This window comes from Microbacterium sp. Leaf288, assembly GCF_001422925.1.
GTDB lineage: Bacteria > Actinomycetota > Actinomycetes > Actinomycetales > Microbacteriaceae > Microbacterium.
Window position 1 is genome coordinate 1 of the sequence record NZ_LMNI01000017.1, and the last position, 17,467, is coordinate 17,467.

The window sequence follows — 17,467 nt, forward strand, 5'->3', positions numbered from 1 at the left end:
CTGGCTCCTCCGAGATTCTCGGCACGCGGTCGCTGCGCTCCCTTATTCCGCGCCGAGATTCTCTCCTCCGCCACCCTTCGGGTTGCACTCCCGCCCCCACCCCTCCGCGGCACTACGTGCCTTCCAGGCGAAAAGCACTGGAGGAGTGAACAAGCAAACGGCAAGGGAGAGAAGAAATGACCACACCGACTGCAACCGCCGAGGAACTCATGGCCGTGCTGGACGGCCTCCCGATCCTGACCATGATCGCCCTGGTACTTCTCGGGATCATCGGCGCCGGATGGGTGCTCCTACTTCAGGCCTACGGTGTCCCCGCGGCGTTCTCGAAGGCTGTCCTCGGCACCACCACGAGGCGCCGGCAGCCATGTAGTTGCGAGCAGGCGTGCCAGTGCAGTGGCGAGGACTGAAGTGCCGATGCAGGAACGACCGCCGCGCTCACGTGTCGGTGCGCAGTGAGAGGATGCAGACAGGGCCGGATCGCCCTTCACCTCCGAGCAGATGCGCATCATCGAGATCATCGCACTCGCGCTCAGCGTTGGACTGTTCCTGGTCTCCGTCGCCCGTGTCATCGCTCTCTGGGGAACGTCCTGAACGATCCCCTGGGTCATGGCAGCCGTCATCTGTGCGCTCAGCACCTGGGCCTTTTGCGAGCTCCTTCGCGCGCGCCGACGTCGGAGTTAACCCGAGCCGGAGCTCCACTCGTGCTGGCAGTCGATGCCGAGGAAGTCCGGACTACCTGACCGGCATTCGCGTCCGCGTCACAGGTGCACGCGACCGAGCTGACGATTGGCGGGTGTGGCCGCCGTCCTTCGGCCGGCGCGCTTCTTCGCGCTGCGCGCTGTTTCGTCTGGAAGCCTGCGGCAGCATACGGGCCGGTGTCGTCCGCGCAAGCGGCACGCCGCTGGCTCCTCCGAGATTCTCGGCACGCGGTCGCTGCGCTCCCTTATTCCGCGCCGAGATTCTCTCCTCCGCCGCTGGCTCCTCCGAGATTCTCGGCACGCGGTCGCTGCGCTCCCTTATTCCGCGCCGAGATTCTCTCCTCCGCCACCCTTCGGGTTGCACTCCCGCCCCCGCCCCTCCGCGGCACTACGTGCCTTCCAGGCGAACAGCACTGGAGGAGTGAACAACCAGGGCTAAGCCGATCCACATCGGCTTCACAAACCTGATTGCGAATCACGGCGAACACAACGTAAGGGAGAAGGACATGACCACCACCACTGCCGGGACCATCGAGCACCTCGACCCGGGCGACCTCATCGTCGAAACCAACGTCCGCACCACTGCTGCCACCGAGTCGGGGTTCGTGGACAGTATCCGTGCCAACGGGGTGCTGACGCCGATCCGGGCGTGGCGGGACAAGGACGGGGGAGTGCACGTGCGTGCTGGGCAACGCCGTACCTTCGCTGCCCGGGAAGCCGGCCTTGTCACAGTGCCGGTGTACGTCGTCGATGCCGGCGACGATGACACGGCGCGGCGGATCGTGGAGCAGCTCATCGAGAACGACCAGCGCGAAGCACTCACCGACGCCGACCGCATCCAAGCCTGGCGTGCCCTCGAACTGGAAGGACTGTCGGCGACCGCGATCGCCAAGCGCACCGGCACCACACGCGACCGCATCAAGACCGGCCTCGCCGTCGCCGCCAACGACACCGCCAGCGGCCTCCTCACCGACGGCGGCATCACCCTGGACCAGGCGGCGATCCTGCTGGAGTTCGACGGCGACACCGGCACTGTCGCGGAACTGACTGAGGTCGCGACCACCGATCCCGGATACTTCCCGGTCGCGGTCGAACGCGCGCGGCAGGACCGTGCAGCCCGGCAGGCGAAGGAGCAGGTCGAACGGGAGGAAGCTGCGAAGGGGCACCGGATCCTGGACGACCGCCCGGACTGGAACGCCGCCCCGTACCGGGTGCGGGCGCTCCGCACCGCCGACGACCAGCCTGTCGATCCTGACGCCATCCAGGGCAAGCCGGGGGTCGCGGTGTACGTGGCCACGTACTACGGCGGGGAGGCGCGGGCGGAGTACTTCGTCGACGACCCCGCCGCTCTCGGCTACACCGTCCACGAGGACACCCATACCGGCACCGGCGCGCAGTCGGGACGGATGACCGACGAGCAGAGAGCGGAACGGAAGGTGCTGATCGAGAACAACAAGGAGTGGGACGCCGCCGAGACGGTGCGCCGCGACTGGGTCACCCAGTTCCTGGCCCGCAAGACCACACCGAAGAACGCGCAGACCGTGATCGCCGAAGCCCTCACCATCGCCCGGTGGAAGGTCGCCGACGGCCTCACCCGCGGGTCCGCAACCGCCAAGACGTTCCTCGGGATCGACGACGACCATCGGGGCGACGGACTCGCGGAGTACCTGGCCGCGCACCCGAATCACACCATCCACGTCACCCTCGCGATCGTGCTGGGCGGCATCGAACAGCACACCAGAGCCGGGGCACCTGGCGCACACCCAGCCCTCACACCGCCTGGTACCTGCGCACCTTGCAGGACTGGGGCTACACCCTCTGTCCCGTCGAACGCATCGCCGCCATGCGCACAGACACCGAGGTACCCGCCTCCGAGTAGGCGCCGCACGGGTGGGCGCCTCGCCAGGCGTCCACCCGATCGGCCTCGGCGACCTGAACCAGGAGGACAGATCATGGACAAGCTGACGGTCTACAGCAAGCCTGGCTGCGTACAGTGCACCGCCACCTACCGGGCACTCGACAGCCACGGCATCCCCTACGACGTCGTGGACATCACCGACAACCCGGCAGCGCTCGCGTACGTCACCGACGAACTGGGATACTCCCAAGCGCCCGTCATCGTGGCCGACGACCACGACTACTGGTCTGGCTTCCGCCCCGACCATATCGACCGCGTCGCCCGCTCATGACCACGCTCCTTGAGCTGTGGGTGCACGCGGCCCTCGAGGTCGACGCCCTTCGCGCCCAAGCGGGGTACCTCGAGGAATCCTGGTTGCGCGCCGAAGCCGACGCGGACTACTGGTACTTCCAGGCCAATAATGACCGGAATGAGCCGTCCACGGAACGTCCTCACCCGACGGGATCGCGTCCAAAGCCCGAGGAAAGCGCCGAGGCGACGAGCCAACGACCCGCACGCATAGGCGAAGCGACTAAGTCAGATCGACGGCGTCCGAACCGGCGTTCGTCTTGACCGACTCGATGCCGTTCTTGGCAGCGGCCTTGGTCGTGTATGACTCCGACGACGCGATCGCCTCGCCGTTCGCTGCCTTCGGGCGGAAGCGGAACCCGCCAGCAGAATCGTTGTACAGCTTTCCTCGGACGTCGCCGAGAGCGAAGTCAGCCGAGCACCTCTACGCCGAAGCCGGCGACGACGGCTCGTACTTCGGCGAGGTAGCGCTGTGCCTGTTCGGTGAGCGGGATCGTCGTGTGGCCGATCCAGCCGATCTCGATGCGTTCGTCGACGTCGAGTGGGATGGCGACGATCTCCGGGTCGAGCTGGTCGCTGATGATGCCCGTCGAGATCGTGTAGCCATCGAGCCCGATCATGAGGTTGAAGATCGTCGCGCGGTCGGCGACCCGGATCTCCTGCTTGCTCGAGAGAGTGGAGAGGATCTCCTCGGCGAAGTAGAACGAGTTGTTCGCCCCCTGGTCGAAGGTGAGCCGTGGCAGGCCGGCGAGATCTGCGAGCGTGGCACGGCCTCGGGAGGCGAGTGGGTTGGTCCGGGCGATGAAGATGTGCGGTTCGGCGAGGAAGAGCGGATGAAACGCCAGCCCCGAGTCCCGGAGCAGCTTGTCGATCACCTTCCGGTTGAAGTCGTTCCGGTAGAGGATGCCGATCTCGCTGCGGAGCGTCCGGACATCCTCGATGATGTCCCAGGTGCGGGTCTCGCGCAGTGAGAACTCATACTCCTCCGCTCCACTGGCCTTGACCATCCGCACGAAGGCGTCGACCGCGAACGAGTAGTGCTGCGTCGACACCCCGAGCAGGCGCCGGGACGGTGGTCGACCGAGGTATCGCTGCTCGAGCAGTTCCGCCTGCTCGACGACCTGTCTCGCATACCCGAGGAACTCTGCCCCGTCGTCGGTGAGGGTGACCCCGCGGGCGGAGCGGACGAGGAGGGGGCGACCCACCCGGGCTTCGAGGTCTTTCATCGCCGCCGACATGGTCGGCTGCGCGACATAGAGGACATCGGCGGCCCCCGAGATGGACCCCTCGGCGGCGACCTCGATGAAGTACCGCAGCTGCTGCAGCGTGAGACCGCTCGATCCTTGAGGCATAGGTGAAGCCTATATCGATGCATAGTCGCGCCGAGTTACCCGATATCCTGCGGGCGCCTGCACCATGGATGCATCCCTTTTGAAGGCCGACCCCGGCCCCTCACCCACCGGATAGGCCACCATGGCGGACGAGTTCACGTTCAGCATCAGCACCACCCGCTTCGACGAGGACTACTGCCCGTCGGAGAGCTCTCGGATCACCACCAACTTCGCCAACCTCGCCCGAGGCGAGCATCGTCAGCAGAACCTCCGCAACACCATGACGATGATCAACCATCGATTCAACGACCTCGCGCACTGGGACAACCCGAACCGGGATCGCTACGCGGTCGAGCTCGAGATCGTGTCGGTGGCGCTGAGCTTCACCGCGGAAGGCACGGATCAGCAGTTCCCCCTGCTCGAGGTCCTCGACACCCGCATCGTCGACCGGCAGACCGGCATCCGCCATCACGGGATCGTGGGCAACAACTTCTCGTCCTACGTCCGGGACTTCGACTTCAGCGTGCTGCTGCCGGCGGCGGCCGGCAGCGGGACCGGGCCCACCGTCCCCGACGACTTCGGCGATCTGCACGGCAAGCTGTTCCAGCACTTCCTCGACTCCGTCGCGTACCGGGAGCGCTTCGAGCAGCTGCCCGTGATCTGCATCAGCGTCTCGACGAGCAAGACCTACCGCCGGACCGGGAACCACCACCCGGTGCTCGGCGTCGAGTACGAGCCCGACGCGTCCTCGCTGACCGATGAGTACTTCGGGAAGATGGGGCTGCAGCCCCGCTATTTCATGCCGCGCGGCAGCGTGGCGCCGCTCGCGTTCTACTTCCGCGGCGACCTGCTCAACGACTACTCCAACCTGCAGCTCATCAGCACGATCAGCGCGATGGAGACATTCCAGAAGATCTATCGCCCGGAGATCTACAACGCGAATTCGGCCGCCGCGTTGGTGTACCGGCCGAGCCTGGAGACGCAGGACTGCTCCCGGACGCAGATCTCCTACGACCGCGAAGAGCGCAGTCAGCTCGCGGTCACGCAGGGCAAGTACACGGAGGAGCACTTCATCAAGCCCCACCGGAAGGTCCTGGATCGATGGGCCGCCAACTTCCCTGCCCGAATCGCATGACCAGCGGAGGATCCTCGACCATGCAGACGCTCTTGCCGACCTCGATCGTTGGCAGCCTGCCGAAGCCGTCGTGGCTCGCACAGCCGGAGACGCTGTGGTCGCCGTGGAAGCTCGAGGGTGACGCGCTGCTCGAGGGCAAGCGGGATGCGCTGCGCATCGCCGTCCAGGAGCAGACTCGACGCGGCATCGACATCATCAGCGACGGGGAGCAGACCCGCCAGCATTTCGTCACGACGTTCATCGAGCATCTCAGCGGGGTCGATTTCGAGCAGCGCAAGACCGTGCGCATCCGCGATCGCTACGACGCGAGCGTGCCGACCGTCGTCGGGGCGGTGCATCGCGAGCGGCCCGTGTTCGTCGACGACGCGAAGCTGCTGCGCGAGAGCACCGATCGTCCGATCAAGTGGACTCTCCCCGGTCCGATGACGATGGTCGACACTCTCTACGACGTCCACTACCAGAGCCGCGAGAAGCTGGCGTGGGAGTTCGCGACGATCCTCAACCAGGAGGCGAAGGAACTCGAGGCGGCCGGAGTCGACATCATCCAGTTCGACGAGCCCGCGTTCAACGTCTTCCTCGATGAGGTCAAGGACTGGGGAGTAGCGGCGCTGGAAAGGGCGGCCGAGGGACTGCGCGCCGAGACCGCCGTGCACATCTGCTACGGCTACGGGATCAAAGCCAACACCGACTGGAAGGCGACCCTCGGATCGCAGTGGCGGCAGTACGAGGAATCGTTCCCGCTCCTGCAGCGCTCCACCATCGATATCGTCTCGCTGGAATGCCACCACTCCCACGTCCCGGTGGACCTCATCGAGCTGCTCCGCGGCAAGAAGGTCATGCTCGGCGCCATCGACGTCGCGAACGAGACGATCGAGACCCCCGAGGAAGTCGCCGACACCCTCCGCAAGGCGCTCACCTTCGTCGACGCGGACAAGCTCCTGCCCAGCACGAACTGCGGCATGGCACCGTTCCCCCGGGACGTCGCGTACGCGAAGCTGAGCGCGCTCAGCGCGGGCACGCGAATCATCCGCGAGGAGCTGGCCCTTGCACAGCCCTGACCGCTCACTGCCCGCGCTCTCGCACGCTCACCCAGCGAGCATGTCGCAGGCAGCGGCCAACACGGCCCCGCTCGACGTGTCCGCACACGGCTTCTCGTCCTCCCTCTCCGCTGACCAGTTCAAGGCGCTCTTCCGCGGTCACCCCGGAGGTGTCGCCGTCATCACGGCCGACGCCGGCGACGGTCCCGTCGCGCTGACAGCGACGTCGGTCGCGTCGGTGAGCGCCGAGCCTCCGCTGCTGATCTTCTCCATCTCCTCGCAGTCGTCGGCATCGGACGTACTCGAACGCGCCGACACCGTCATCGTGCACCTCCTCGACGCCCACGACATCGAGGTGGCGAAACTCGGCGCGACCGGCGGCATCGACCGCTTCGCCCAGACACACCGATGGTCGCGCCTGGTCACGGGTGAGCCGGTCTACAGCGACGTCCGCGCCTGGGTACGCTGCGCAGTCATCAATCGGATGGATGCCGGAACCGCCACCGTCATCGCCGCCCACGCGCTGCAATCCCACATCGAGCGCGACGTCCACCCGGGCAGACCCGGCGACGCCCTGGTCTACCACAACCGCACCTGGCACCGTCTCGGCGAACACTCCCGCATCGAAGACTGACGAACAACGCGTCTCCCCACCAGGCGACCAGAATCGCGTGGCACATGATGGACAGTGCACTCCCGATCCCGAATCGTGCGGGGAACGAGAGGGGCAGCTCATCCGGGCAATCGATGAGCGCATCCCAGAGGAAAGACCAATTTCGACGGTCGCATACGCAGCAAGTGCGGACTGGCTACCCCTGATCTGTAGCTCGCTCAGGATCTACGTGATCGTCCGGTCTATGGGGGACAGGCGGGCTTCTGAGCAGACCGACAGCATCGAGCCGGGCGAAGTCCAAGAAGGGGAAGCAACCGCGGCCATGATTGGTCAGCTACCCCGGCTAGTCAGGCTGAATGAACCCGCGCTGACGCGCGGCTAACGTGAGGGGCTCCGTCGTTGCGCCGCCAAGCGTTGTGGTCAATGAATCTAGGAGTTGCCGGACCCGGTATGTCATCGAGTGGTCGTCGTTCGGCGACGAGTTGCGGACACGTTCGGCATAGTGCTCGACCATAAGTGCACCGTAGGAGGTCAGCGCGCCGTCGGGGAAGCGGGGCGCAATGAAGCGGCGGCCAAGCGCAATGCCGTGTCCAGTGAGAAGCGCTATCGCGTCGGGAATGTGCTGACCGAGATACGGGACGGCGTCTGCCCAGCTCTGCAGTTCTTCGCTTCGAGCGACGCGCGGGATGCCGTTTACCCTGTTCCTCAGATGGGGTCCCAGCCACTCAACCCAGATCTCAGAACCGTTGATGGTGTCTTCCCGAAGGAATCGCGATACGGCGTCCGCGAAATCGGACGCACGCGCGCCGTCGTCTACAAGCACACTCTGATCGAGAAGGGTCTGTCGGTCATCGACCGTGATGGCCGCGAAGGAGACGATAGAGGCGACCAGGCCGTAGAAACGGAACAGAAGCGCGTTGTCATGGATCTCGTCTAGACGCTCCCACTGATCGATCGCCGCCTGCAGCATGCCTGCCGCCAATAGCCGGTCGTTGTACCGCGCGTGGAACAGATAGGGGTGCCATGCGAGGCGAGCGGTTGCTGGCTGCTGGAAGAGAGGAATGATGTGCTGGGCCGTGAAATCTGGGTCGGCGGCGAAGAGGAAGAAGACCTCACTCGACAGCGCCGGCAGAGTCGCGTCCCGGGCATCGGGAGATCCGTTCAGCATCTCCTCGATGGCCGCCCTCTCCTCGCCATCGAGTCCGACCCAGTCGTCACGGTGGTTGCGCCAGCGGTTGTCGATCTCGGCCGTCCAGTATTGGGCGAGATCGCCAGGCCACGAGTTCAGGTAGAGGGGCGCCATGGACACAGGATCTGTGCTCTCGGCGTGTGAGAAAGCGGCAGACTGTGCGGCCCAAAGGCTCCTTGCGACGTCCCGCATCTGCCAAGTACTGGAGCTTTCGGGATCCTCTTTCTTGCGACGAGCCTGTTCCAACAGAAACCGACTCACTGCGCGTGAGGCCCTCGGCTGCTCAATCATCGTGGTCAGTCGATCGACGGCCTGATCGACGGCGTGAAGGTCGGCGCTTGCCCAGCCTTCAACGATTGCAATTCGCATGTCCGCTGCCTTGGAAGCGTCCAAGTCGACCGTCTGTTCCATCAGCGTCCACAGCGCATCGCCAACCTCAGGGTCGGTCTGCGAGACGCGTCCGATCAGGCCCAGCGCGTCATGCCAGGTGGGACCATCCCAGCTCATCTCGGAGTAGTCACGGTCGAGGAAGGCGGCCAGAGCTCCTTCAGCGTTCGCCTGCCAGGAAGCGATGAACTCCGCCGGCTCCATCGGCGGTGAGGATTCCACGTCGCCGATCGATGACCACATGTCGAAGTCTGGATGGTCTCGCGGGCCGAAATGTGGGTAGTTGCGAAGGATTGATCGGCGAGCCTTCTGCGCGGGTTTCCACGCGGGCATCGCTGATGTCAACCACACAAGCAGGTTGTACTTCGCATACGCGATGTGCGCATCACGATCTTCGAGATCTTCGGGGTAGTCGGGCCCAGTCATCACCGCGTCGAGGAGACGTGCGCGGGAGGGTTTGGTTGCACCGCTCGTCGCGACCGCAAGCACCTGATATACCTCGTGCTTGAGGTGGTGCGCATACAGCGTGTCGTGATCTAGCAGCCACTGGATCTTGCTGTCGGCCGATAGTTCGGCGTCTCGTGAGATCAGATGAAGCGCGAGGCGCCGAAAGAGCGCTCGTCCCAACGCCCACCAGCGCGTCGCGAGGTCCGGTTCGAGCTTCAGCGCGCGCTCCCCAATGGTTCGGAGGCTGTCGATGATCGCATCGAGAGGAGTGCGAAAGGAGTCCTGCTCGTGGGGCTCGATTGCAGATCGACCGAAGCTCAAACCATCCCAGTCTGCTCGGCCGGAGTGGAACGCCTCGTCCAGGTCATACGCAGCGAGCAGTGCGTCGACAAGCATCGACATGACTCCAGGGTCGCCTGTGAGCGTCGAATCGATCAATTTGTCCAGGTGGACCGTGAGGTGGTGCTCGTCGATCATCCAGGCAACTTCAGCGTGCGGGACGGCTGTCAGATCGTCGGCATCGTCTCGGTACCAGCGCCGTCTAAGGATCAACCGGGGTTTGAGCGCCGCGCGAAGAATCGCATTGTGCTCGACGGTATCGGCCGCGAAGTAGGGCAAGAGGAGCTCCGTGCGCGGCGGCGCCGACTGCCCCATTACGGAAGTTGCCAATATTGCGCGCCATCGGCGTGCCGCGTCAACGTCGCTCTTTCCGAGCTCTTCTGAAGCCCAGCAGAGTTGATCGAATAGGCCATCGCTGAACGCCATTCCGAGTCGCTCTACGGTCTGGAGCGCCGCACCGCTCAACTCGGGAGAGGCGACGAAGGTCCGGCAGAACCAGTTGGCGAGCACGTTGGCTGCCGGCGAAGGCGCCTCAGCATGAAACAGCGACTTGAATGGCTCATGGTCTTCAAGCCAATTCAGCCAAGCGACCTGAAGTTCACGGCCTATCGATGTTGTGGCGGACGCAAACTCACGTGCCCCTTCCTCAATGTCAAGCCGTGCCAACAAGTAGTCGCGATCCACGGGCGTCATCCGCGGTCCGGCGCCAACGATGGACCGGATTTGCGCGGCGTGTTCTATCTGACCCATGCGGGAGCGAACCGCCCAGGCAGCGAGTGCCTCAGGTAACGCCGCGTGATCACCATCGACGACGGGGTAACCGATTGGTTCGATGCCCAAACGGCCCCACTTGGGGTCATCGACGGGCAGCTTCTCGGTGAACACGAACCGCGGTGTGCGAGACGGCAAGCCCAGTGCCAGGTATCGCATGATGGGGTCGTCGTGGCTGTAGCCGACGAACACAACCGTGAACTCCTGAAACATCGGGATGAGGAATCGGGTCGCCCAGGCGTACGTGAGGTAAGCCCGGCCGAAGTCCTCATCCGTCAGGACGAGCTCCTGCGCCGCGCGGTTCAACGACCCGTGCAAATGGACGATGCCCTCGAAGCGGTCACCGATCGGCAGTGCGGGACCAATCCACGTATCCGCTATGGCGATCCCGTTCGCCTCAGCGGCTGATGACAGATGGTCGTCAAAGTTCGTGGTCACTATCCGCAGTGGAGGGATTGAACTGGCAATCGATGCAAGTGCGGAGTGGGTGGGATTGAACGTCGACCCCGGAAGCTGAAGAAGGTCGCGGGCGTGCGAGTGAGTGTCGAAGTTGGCTGGAAGCGATCCGAGGAAGAAGTCGATTGCGACCGAGCTGTCAAACGGAACCCGCGCGCGGTGCGCAAGTTGCTCCGCAAGCTTTCGGAAGAGCGGAAGACCTGATGGAGGAGCTACCGAAGCGCCCGCGCCGACAAAGAAGACCAGCTTCCCCGCCGCCTGCGCATCGAGCACCGCCTGGGGAAGCTCCACCTCCGACGTGATCCACATCCACTCTCTCGCTCTCGTCCGAGAAGACTCCGCAGCAGTCGAGCGCCGGCGACCTCGATCCCAACCTAGCTTCCAGGCGACGGTAAAGCGGGGCACACGCACCAGTCCGGTGCCTATGCCGGACAACTTGGCAGGACTTCTGCATCTGGCTCAGCGCTTGGCAGACCGAACGGCACGCAGACGAGAACTACGCATCGCCCGCGGGGTGGCGCTTGCGCCGGAAACGCGCTGTCTCACCTATGGCCGCAGAAGGACCCCAAGGTATGTGGGGCGTCGGTCCGAGTCGAGGCTTGCGATCAAGTCGAACAGCCATTTCGTCGCGGTTGGTCTGTCAGCTTGAGCAAGTTGTCGAAATGCGCCACCGATGCTGTCGACCAACGGATCCACACTACGTCCATCCACGCCGTCGACCATGCCTCGATCAATAAACGCGAAAGACTGCGGAACGAGCCAGACCGACTCGACGATCCTTGTCGCCAGTAGGCGTAGGTTTGACGCCACTGAGGCCTCGTCCGGGGAGATCCGAACCAGCCATCGAACACACGCTGAGATCCACACCTCGAGGCGGGTTCCGCTTGGCACGAGCGACGGAGCTTGTGAAAGGGCCCACGCGACAATCTCGTCGGCCGCAGATCCGTCGAGGTGCTCGATCACCGACGCGATGGCGTGGCTCGCGGTTGAATTGGACTCGAACGCCTCGCGATACTCATCGCTATCAAACGGAATGCCCATGTAGCGCTCGGCGAGAAGCGTGACCCTTATGGAGCGGGCATCCTCGTCGCTAATCCGTGCGTGTTCCTCAAGGGCTGAGACAAGTCCGAGTGTCGTGAAGGTGCGAACGCCTAGGCCCTGCGCGAGGATGTTTAGGGCCTTGTCGTCAGACCACAACGCAGTGTTGGCTCCCGCGACCGCGGCGGCCGCGAACCACACACCATCGTCGGACCCACCAACCGCGTCGGGGATGTCGAATCCCTGCGCCGGAAGTTCCCGGCGCAGTGGGCGCATCAGGCTCACCAGCGAAGCAGCGCGTGCACGATCGGAGCGATCGCTCTCGGTGGCGGCCGGCCGAGTTCGCTGCGCGACAGCACCATTCCACTGGCCCAGACCGGGCCCCGCGTGTCCGAAGCGACCGATGGTCTGAAGTCCACGCACGGCGTCGCGGTACTGCTCGGCTGCGACGATGACATTCGAGAACGAGGACATCAGGTGCGTGCGCAGCGGTACCGGAAGCACACTCAGTGCGAACAACGCCGTGGTATCGAGGACGACGGCCGCGTCAACGGAACGGTGGGCGCTCGCGCGCTCGCTCTCCAGGTGATGGCTAGCGAAGCGGACGCCTGATGCATGCGAAACGACCGCTTCCGCGTACGTGGCGCCATGGGTTAGGGAAATCAGGCCGAGTGGGAAAGCCCCGGAGAAGATCTGACGATCGAAATCGCTTGTATCCGGTCGCTCACCGATCGCAGACGAGATCTGATCGAGCAAGTCCCCGGCGTCGCCATCAAGGTCAACGGTGAACTGGCGAATCTCGCCCTCAGGGAAGTCTCGGAAGTAGTCCGCAATCAGTGCCGAGCGTGCTTGCGCTAGCCGGTTCTCTTCCCGGTCGTCAGAGTTGGCATCTGCATCGCCCCCATCACCCTGCTCGTGCGAGATCCCTCCGGACTCGACCACCACCAAGTCATCGTCCGATCGAGCCGGCAGTAGCACGAGACCTACGATCACGCGCCGAATCTCCTCGTCTCCTGCCCATGCGGCCGCGACAGCTACAAGGTCGTCGACAGAGGCGATCGCTTCGCCGTACTCCTGGCAGAGCGCGAGCCACACGCGCGTTTGCTCGCGTGTGGTTGGACGACGGCGTTGGGCGACAGTGTTCCAAGTCCCGAGGGCATCGTCGAGCTCTCCTGCATGGTGTTGGCACGTAATTAGGTTCCAGATCGCACCTTCATTGTCGGGGAGCGCTTGAACGAGAAGCGCGGAATAGACCGTCGCCTGGTCCCAGTCACCAAGGGCGGCGTACGACTCGACCAGGACGCCGAGGACTCGTTCACGACCGCCCCAGCCGATGGGAGCACTAGAACGCGCCCGTTGAGCAAACTCGATCGCGTCCCTGTGCTCCCCGGCCACGCGCTGCATATTCGCAGCGACCAACCACAATGTCGCGTCGCCAAGTCGCTCGGCCGCCGAGGTTAGCGCCCGCAGCTCGTTGGCGGTGTCGCCGCGGCTTCCATAGACCTGGCTCAGGGTCATGGTGAGTTTGGCCGAGGAATGAGCCGCGGCCCGCAGTCGCTCAAGACCACCTGGCACGTCGGCAAAAGCATCGGCCATCAGCTTCAGGTTTCGCGCGAACGCTTCGTTGCCTGCCTCAAGTTGGCTGGTCACGAAAGGATGCAGATGACCCATCGTGGCCAACCTGACGGCCAACTGCCCCTTCTGGTCGAAATCCGGTGTCAGCTCCAGCGACTCGCTGAGATAGCGGATTGCGGCCTCGCGATCTCCTTCCGCTTCGGCAAGCAGCCCCCGCAATTGCCGCACGACTGCCTTATCGGCCCCCTTCTCGTCGATTAGCGCCCTAGCGGGCTCGAGGATGCCGGAGTCCGCAAGCATCAGCGCGGCGACGGAACGCACCGCCAGGCTGTTCGCCTCTGCTCTCGTTGCTTCTCCGTCCGGGCTCGCGGTGAGCAACGCCAGAGCGCGAGCCGGATCGTTCAGCAGTCGGGCAGCGGTTGACGCAAGGATCACGACCGCGCTCGAGTCGTACCCCCATACGCGCTGCGCGTCCCTCGAATCGACAAGCAGCGTCAGCGCCCGTGACAGGTCGTCGGCGTGCATCCCGGAACCGCTCCCCGTCGTTTCGCGTGCGATGAGGGCCTTTCCCGCGATCAGGGCGCCAGCTGGTGACCCGTGAACTGTCGCAAGCGGAACCGAGAGTTCAATAGCTCGGTCGAAGTCATTCGAGTGGAGCGCTGAGCGCGCAAGGAGTAGGTCTCGCGTTGCAGACTCCGTCGACGTCGACGGACTCCAGTCGTTGATTACACGCAACGCGTCAACCAGGTTGCCCGCCACCTCGAGGCTGTGCGCTCTAACGAGTGGGTAGTCGCGATCGGTTGGCCCTACAAGTGCAGGGCCACCTTCCACCGGGCCCAGCCATAGCCTTCGAATCTCCCAGTAGCCGAGGGGATGCGCTCCCGCGGAAAGGGCTCGGTCCAAGAAGACCCTCGCGGTCGGTTCCATGGCGAAGTCGACCGCCAGGTCAGCAAGCCAGCAGTAGACGACCGCGGGCACATCCGCGAGGAACCCAGGCAATCGAGCGGCCCAGCTCTTCAGGAGGGCAGGCTTGTCCCCGGTGTCGAGAAGGCCGATTAGCGTGGGCATCCCGGGCCAAGCCTGCCGCACGTCCCGAGCTGTCTCGGCGCGAAGCGGTCGAAGCCGCTGAAGTCGAACATCCCAGAGCACATCGTCGGTGGAGTTCCCGTTCACCGCCCCCTCAATGGAATCGAGACGCTCGTGGAGCGAAGCGCCTACCGCGATCGTCGCCCTCGTCGCAGACGCGCGGGACTGGAGGGACGCTTCAATCATCGCGAACAGGCGAGCGCTCTGATCAGAGTTGCCGCTGGTTAGCGCATCGAGTGACGCGCGCAGCTCATCGCGCTTCGCGCGGTCGCCATAAAAGGCGGCGAACCGCGTTGCATACAGGTGCCGCCTAAGTCGTCGCTGATTGACGCGCAATCCCTCTGCGCGAGCTCGTTTCGAGACTTCGTTTGCGACTCTCATCTCGAGCGTGATCCAGCGGCTGAACGCGGCGACGGGGCCGAAAAGAGCAATGAGCAAATCGGTCAATCGTGCAATCCTTAGCATCGCGACGGCTCGCCACGTCGAACTCGGATGTGGCGACCGAGGTCCCCGACCTAGGCTACTTAGTCGTTACGACAGGTGGCGTGTGGACTTCGACGCTGGGCGCGCGTGGGCGGGTCGCTCTGCGTGCGATGCACGTTGACGATCTCTGCGGGCGGAGCTGACCGTCAGCGCGACGCGGTTGCTGGTGTGATTCCGTCGGAGTGCTCATAGCGGATTTGGGTCAGGAGTAAGCTCGCGAGGCCCAGTACCTGAAGGGCATACTGTTTCGCGTCCGCTCGTTCTTGAATCTTGTGGCGGTCGACGTTGCTGATGGCCGCGACCATTCCCGTTCCAAGGCTGCGCCACCCCTCCGTCTCGTTGCGCTGGCTCCCCAGCGCGAGCACGCCGTCCGGCCCGAGCGCCTTGGCAAATAGAGTCTGACCTATCAGCTTGCCGCCGTCCTGGTTGGTCGGGTTGCCGGCCCATCGCCGAACCTTGTCCTCAACGTAGATGGCGGATGCGCTGGCAACTTGCTCCCAACGCTCCTCTTCCACGGAATGCTTGACGTGATCCCACAGGCCTGAATCGTAGCTACCCCCCTCGACAGCGGGAGCGCCGACGGACAGCTCGAGCTCGAATATTGCCGCTTCGATCAGGCCAGCGGCATCCTGAACGCGGCCACGAAAGTACCGAGCGTCTCTTTCGGCCTCACCAGGGGCACCGCTGTAGAAGCCGATGTGATAGCTCAGCTTCTTGAACTGCTGCACGGTCGAGGATTCGGTGCCGAGGCTACGTTCGAGCACCGCAACAACCTTTGCGTTCCACTCCTTGTGCTGCGGTGTGGAGGCTTGCACGAGCGAGTCGTTGATCGCCTGTTCCTTCAACTTCTTCAACTCGCCAGCGGCGACTTCGGGCGTCATCCTCACGCTCCCAATCTTGAGTCGACGCTATCGGGCCGATCCGACAGCGCGGTCGACGTGCAGCAGGGGATTGAAAGTGCCGCATCTGTCAGGCGGTCCGTGCGTTCACTTGTCGATCAGCGGGCAGCGATCATCCCGTTTGTGTGCGCGCTTGCAGTACTGAAGCGCGACTCGTCGTTGATCAGGGGTCGACGAACGCTCTCGTAGATGGGTCGCGCCTGCGCTTCGTCCCTAGGCACTGAATCTGCGCTCGGCCACCCTGTCGCCGTGTTCGCGCTGGTCAAACTACGGGCATGCGGACGCGCCGCGACACGCCGAAGCAGTTATCCACAGGCTGATCCGATGTCGGAAGCCGCCCTTAGAGTTCAACCTGTGGATGAAACGGAATATTAGTCCGTACCATCGCGGAAAATCGGGGATGTGAATCGAACATCCCTGTGGATGAATCGGTGGACAATCTGTGTCGCGCATGTCGAGAACGGTGGATAACTACACCGATGTAACTACTAGCCCTTGTGGTGCTATCGAATGTCGGTACCCATATGTAGTATTGGAGCCGCTGTCCGTCGTCATAGAAAAGCGACCCACGACGGACGGTGCCGGGTCGCAGGTCGCATTTCTCTCTGGTCGGAGACTTGTAGCCTAACCGCTCCCGGCAGTCACTTGGGTCACGGTCCAGGAGGACCTGCGGTGAGTAAGTTCAACCTCTACAAGACGAGCGACAAGCGCCAGTACTACTGGACGCTTGAAGCCGACAACGGCGAGATCATCGCCACGTCGGAAACGTACGTGTCTAAGGCGGGCGCTCAGAACGGCATTTCTGCGGTGAAGAAGGCGGCTCCGGTAGCTACCATCCTCGACGTCTCGGTGTACCAGTAATGGCTACCCGGCGCGTCAACGGCGCGATTTACGTTCCCTGTCCTGGGTGCGGGCGCAAGCTCGGTCCGTTCTCCTACCTGTCGGAGGGTGCGATGAAGTGCGGCCACTGTGGCCGCGTCTTCAACGTCCGCGTCTAACGCATCGGCGGTTCCAGCACGCGAAGGGCGTACCCGGCTTCCGGGTGCGCCCTTCGTGGTTCGTGTGACGAACGACGCAGATGTGGTTCATCCAGCCCGCACAAGAGACGCGAGCGTAGAAGGACTTCGGGGGTGAGGGGGCGACTCACAGCCTTGGTTCAACCATCTCGACCCGTTCGAACCTCAGTTGGATCACCACGTTCGACGGATCCCGAACGGACGGGACTCATCGGTGGCCGCCCCGCTGCAGGCGTGAAGTTGCGTGAGATCGCCGGCGAGCACTGGATTGTACGAGAGCCGGTCGTCTGCTGCGCGGCCGAGGTGACTACGGCCTGGGTCGATGTGCGCGCGATCACTCTCCGCATATACCCCGCCCGCTCTGTTGCGCGCTGGCGTAGGTCAAGCGGAACCCTGAGCCGTAGGGCGAGGCGTCGCGTCGCTCGAGAGGTCACGCTCAGTTGTTGAGGCGTCGCGTCTCGTCAGTCCAGCTGGTCGCGAGTGGCCGAAGTCGTGGGGCGAAGAGCCTGCCGTGATGCGCGCAATACAAGAGCTCGGACCCGTTGACGGTGGCGGCAATGTACGCCTGTGCACCACACGCGTCGCAGCGGTCCTGCGCCGTGAGACGTGGGGGGACGTGTTCGATGGGGGCATCTGCGATGGGAACCATGATGAAGCCCTCCTTTGATGCATGGCAGCGGAGACCACCCGCGCATGATGTCATGCGCGTGCCTCTCCTGTTCGTAGCCGATGCCCAACCGGTTTGGTAGACGCCACAGCTA

Annotated in this window: 12 protein-coding genes and 1 pseudogene; 7 read left to right on the forward strand and 6 right to left on the reverse strand. The window is 64.1% G+C overall.

Features of this window, described 5'->3' with window-relative positions; all coding sequences use genetic code 11:
* Positions 1 to 176 precede the first annotated feature (176 nt).
* The 3 genes and pseudogenes from ASF40_RS20620 to nrdH all read left to right on the forward strand — a co-directional run bounded on the left by ASF40_RS20620 (position 177) and on the right by nrdH (position 2,887).
* Positions 177 to 407, forward strand: a complete 231-nt coding sequence (locus tag ASF40_RS20620; RefSeq protein ID WP_056372705.1) for a hypothetical protein — start codon at positions 177 to 179, stop codon at positions 405 to 407.
* Between the two features lie 797 nt (positions 408 to 1,204).
* A pseudogene (locus ASF40_RS21550) lies at positions 1,205 to 1,489 on the forward strand (ParB/RepB/Spo0J family partition protein); the annotation flags it as partial.
* Positions 1,490 to 2,650: 1,161 nt separating this feature from the next.
* Positions 2,651 to 2,887, forward strand: a complete 237-nt coding sequence (nrdH, locus tag ASF40_RS21555; protein ID WP_235560317.1) for a glutaredoxin-like protein NrdH — start codon at positions 2,651 to 2,653, stop codon at positions 2,885 to 2,887.
* A 240-nt stretch (positions 2,888 to 3,127) separates the two neighbouring features.
* Here nrdH and ASF40_RS21640 read toward each other — a convergent pair whose 3' ends face one another.
* The gene (locus ASF40_RS21640; protein ID WP_082497258.1) at positions 3,128 to 3,286 is read right to left on the reverse strand and encodes a YegP family protein; all 159 of its coding nucleotides are present in this window, start codon (positions 3,284 to 3,286) and stop codon (positions 3,128 to 3,130) included.
* A gap of 28 nt (positions 3,287 to 3,314) precedes the next feature.
* Complete coding sequence (locus ASF40_RS20630; RefSeq protein ID WP_056372709.1) at positions 3,315 to 4,256, reverse strand: LysR family transcriptional regulator; 942 nt, start codon at positions 4,254 to 4,256, stop codon at positions 3,315 to 3,317.
* Positions 4,257 to 4,377: 121 nt separating this feature from the next.
* Between ASF40_RS20630 and ASF40_RS20635 the strand changes: the two genes are divergently transcribed.
* Genes ASF40_RS20635 through ASF40_RS20645 form a run of 3 tightly spaced genes read left to right on the forward strand, consistent with a single transcriptional unit; the run spans position 4,378 to position 7,041 of the window.
* Entirely contained in the window at positions 4,378 to 5,370 is a 993-nt protein-coding gene (locus tag ASF40_RS20635; RefSeq protein ID WP_056372711.1) for a DUF1852 domain-containing protein, read from the forward strand.
* A gap of 20 nt (positions 5,371 to 5,390) precedes the next feature.
* Complete coding sequence (locus ASF40_RS20640; RefSeq protein ID WP_056372713.1) at positions 5,391 to 6,428, forward strand: methionine synthase; 1,038 nt, start codon at positions 5,391 to 5,393, stop codon at positions 6,426 to 6,428.
* Positions 6,429 to 6,468: 40 nt separating this feature from the next.
* Positions 6,469 to 7,041, forward strand: coding sequence for a flavin reductase family protein (locus ASF40_RS20645; protein ID WP_056372715.1), 573 nt, complete (start codon positions 6,469 to 6,471; stop codon positions 7,039 to 7,041).
* A 322-nt stretch (positions 7,042 to 7,363) separates the two neighbouring features.
* On the opposite strand, the gene ASF40_RS20650 is transcribed toward ASF40_RS20645, so the two are convergent.
* The 3 genes from ASF40_RS20650 to ASF40_RS20660 all read right to left on the reverse strand — a co-directional run bounded on the left by ASF40_RS20650 (position 7,364) and on the right by ASF40_RS20660 (position 15,672).
* Entirely contained in the window at positions 7,364 to 10,918 is a 3,555-nt protein-coding gene (locus tag ASF40_RS20650) for an SIR2 family protein (RefSeq protein ID WP_056372717.1), read from the reverse strand.
* Between the two features lie 237 nt (positions 10,919 to 11,155).
* Complete coding sequence (locus ASF40_RS20655; protein ID WP_056372719.1) at positions 11,156 to 14,755, reverse strand: tetratricopeptide repeat protein; 3,600 nt, start codon at positions 14,753 to 14,755, stop codon at positions 11,156 to 11,158.
* A 182-nt stretch (positions 14,756 to 14,937) separates the two neighbouring features.
* Entirely contained in the window at positions 14,938 to 15,672 is a 735-nt protein-coding gene (locus ASF40_RS20660) for a TIGR02391 family protein (RefSeq protein WP_157549892.1), read from the reverse strand.
* Between the two features lie 690 nt (positions 15,673 to 16,362).
* Here ASF40_RS20660 and ASF40_RS21390 point away from each other — a divergent pair.
* Complete coding sequence (locus ASF40_RS21390) at positions 16,363 to 16,551, forward strand: YegP family protein (RefSeq protein WP_056372723.1); 189 nt, start codon at positions 16,363 to 16,365, stop codon at positions 16,549 to 16,551.
* Positions 16,552 to 17,142: 591 nt separating this feature from the next.
* Here the strand turns inward: ASF40_RS21390 and ASF40_RS21565 are convergent.
* Entirely contained in the window at positions 17,143 to 17,355 is a 213-nt protein-coding gene (locus ASF40_RS21565) for a DUF7455 domain-containing protein (protein ID WP_082497255.1), read from the reverse strand.
* Between the last annotated feature and the right edge of the window lie 112 nt (positions 17,356 to 17,467).

What these genes read in the sequence shown, in the direction of transcription:
- ASF40_RS21565 (WP_082497255.1), bottom strand. Translation starts at nt 17,355, where the DNA reads ATGGTTCCCATCGCAGATGCCCCCATCGAACACGTCCCCCCACGTCTC.
- ASF40_RS20660 (WP_157549892.1), bottom strand. Translation starts at nt 15,672, where the DNA reads ATGACGCCCGAAGTCGCCGCTGGCGAGTTGAAGAAGTTGAAGGAACAG.
- ASF40_RS20650 (WP_056372717.1), bottom strand. Translation starts at nt 10,918, where the DNA reads ATGTGGATCACGTCGGAGGTGGAGCTTCCCCAGGCGGTGCTCGATGCG.
- ASF40_RS20640 (WP_056372713.1), top strand. Translation starts at nt 5,391, where the DNA reads ATGCAGACGCTCTTGCCGACCTCGATCGTTGGCAGCCTGCCGAAGCCG.
- ASF40_RS20630 (WP_056372709.1), bottom strand. Translation starts at nt 4,256, where the DNA reads ATGCCTCAAGGATCGAGCGGTCTCACGCTGCAGCAGCTGCGGTACTTC.
- nrdH (WP_235560317.1), top strand. Translation starts at nt 2,651, where the DNA reads ATGGACAAGCTGACGGTCTACAGCAAGCCTGGCTGCGTACAGTGCACC.
- ASF40_RS20620 (WP_056372705.1), top strand. Translation starts at nt 177, where the DNA reads ATGACCACACCGACTGCAACCGCCGAGGAACTCATGGCCGTGCTGGAC.
- ASF40_RS20645 (WP_056372715.1), top strand. Translation starts at nt 6,469, where the DNA reads ATGTCGCAGGCAGCGGCCAACACGGCCCCGCTCGACGTGTCCGCACAC.
- ASF40_RS20635 (WP_056372711.1), top strand. Translation starts at nt 4,378, where the DNA reads ATGGCGGACGAGTTCACGTTCAGCATCAGCACCACCCGCTTCGACGAG.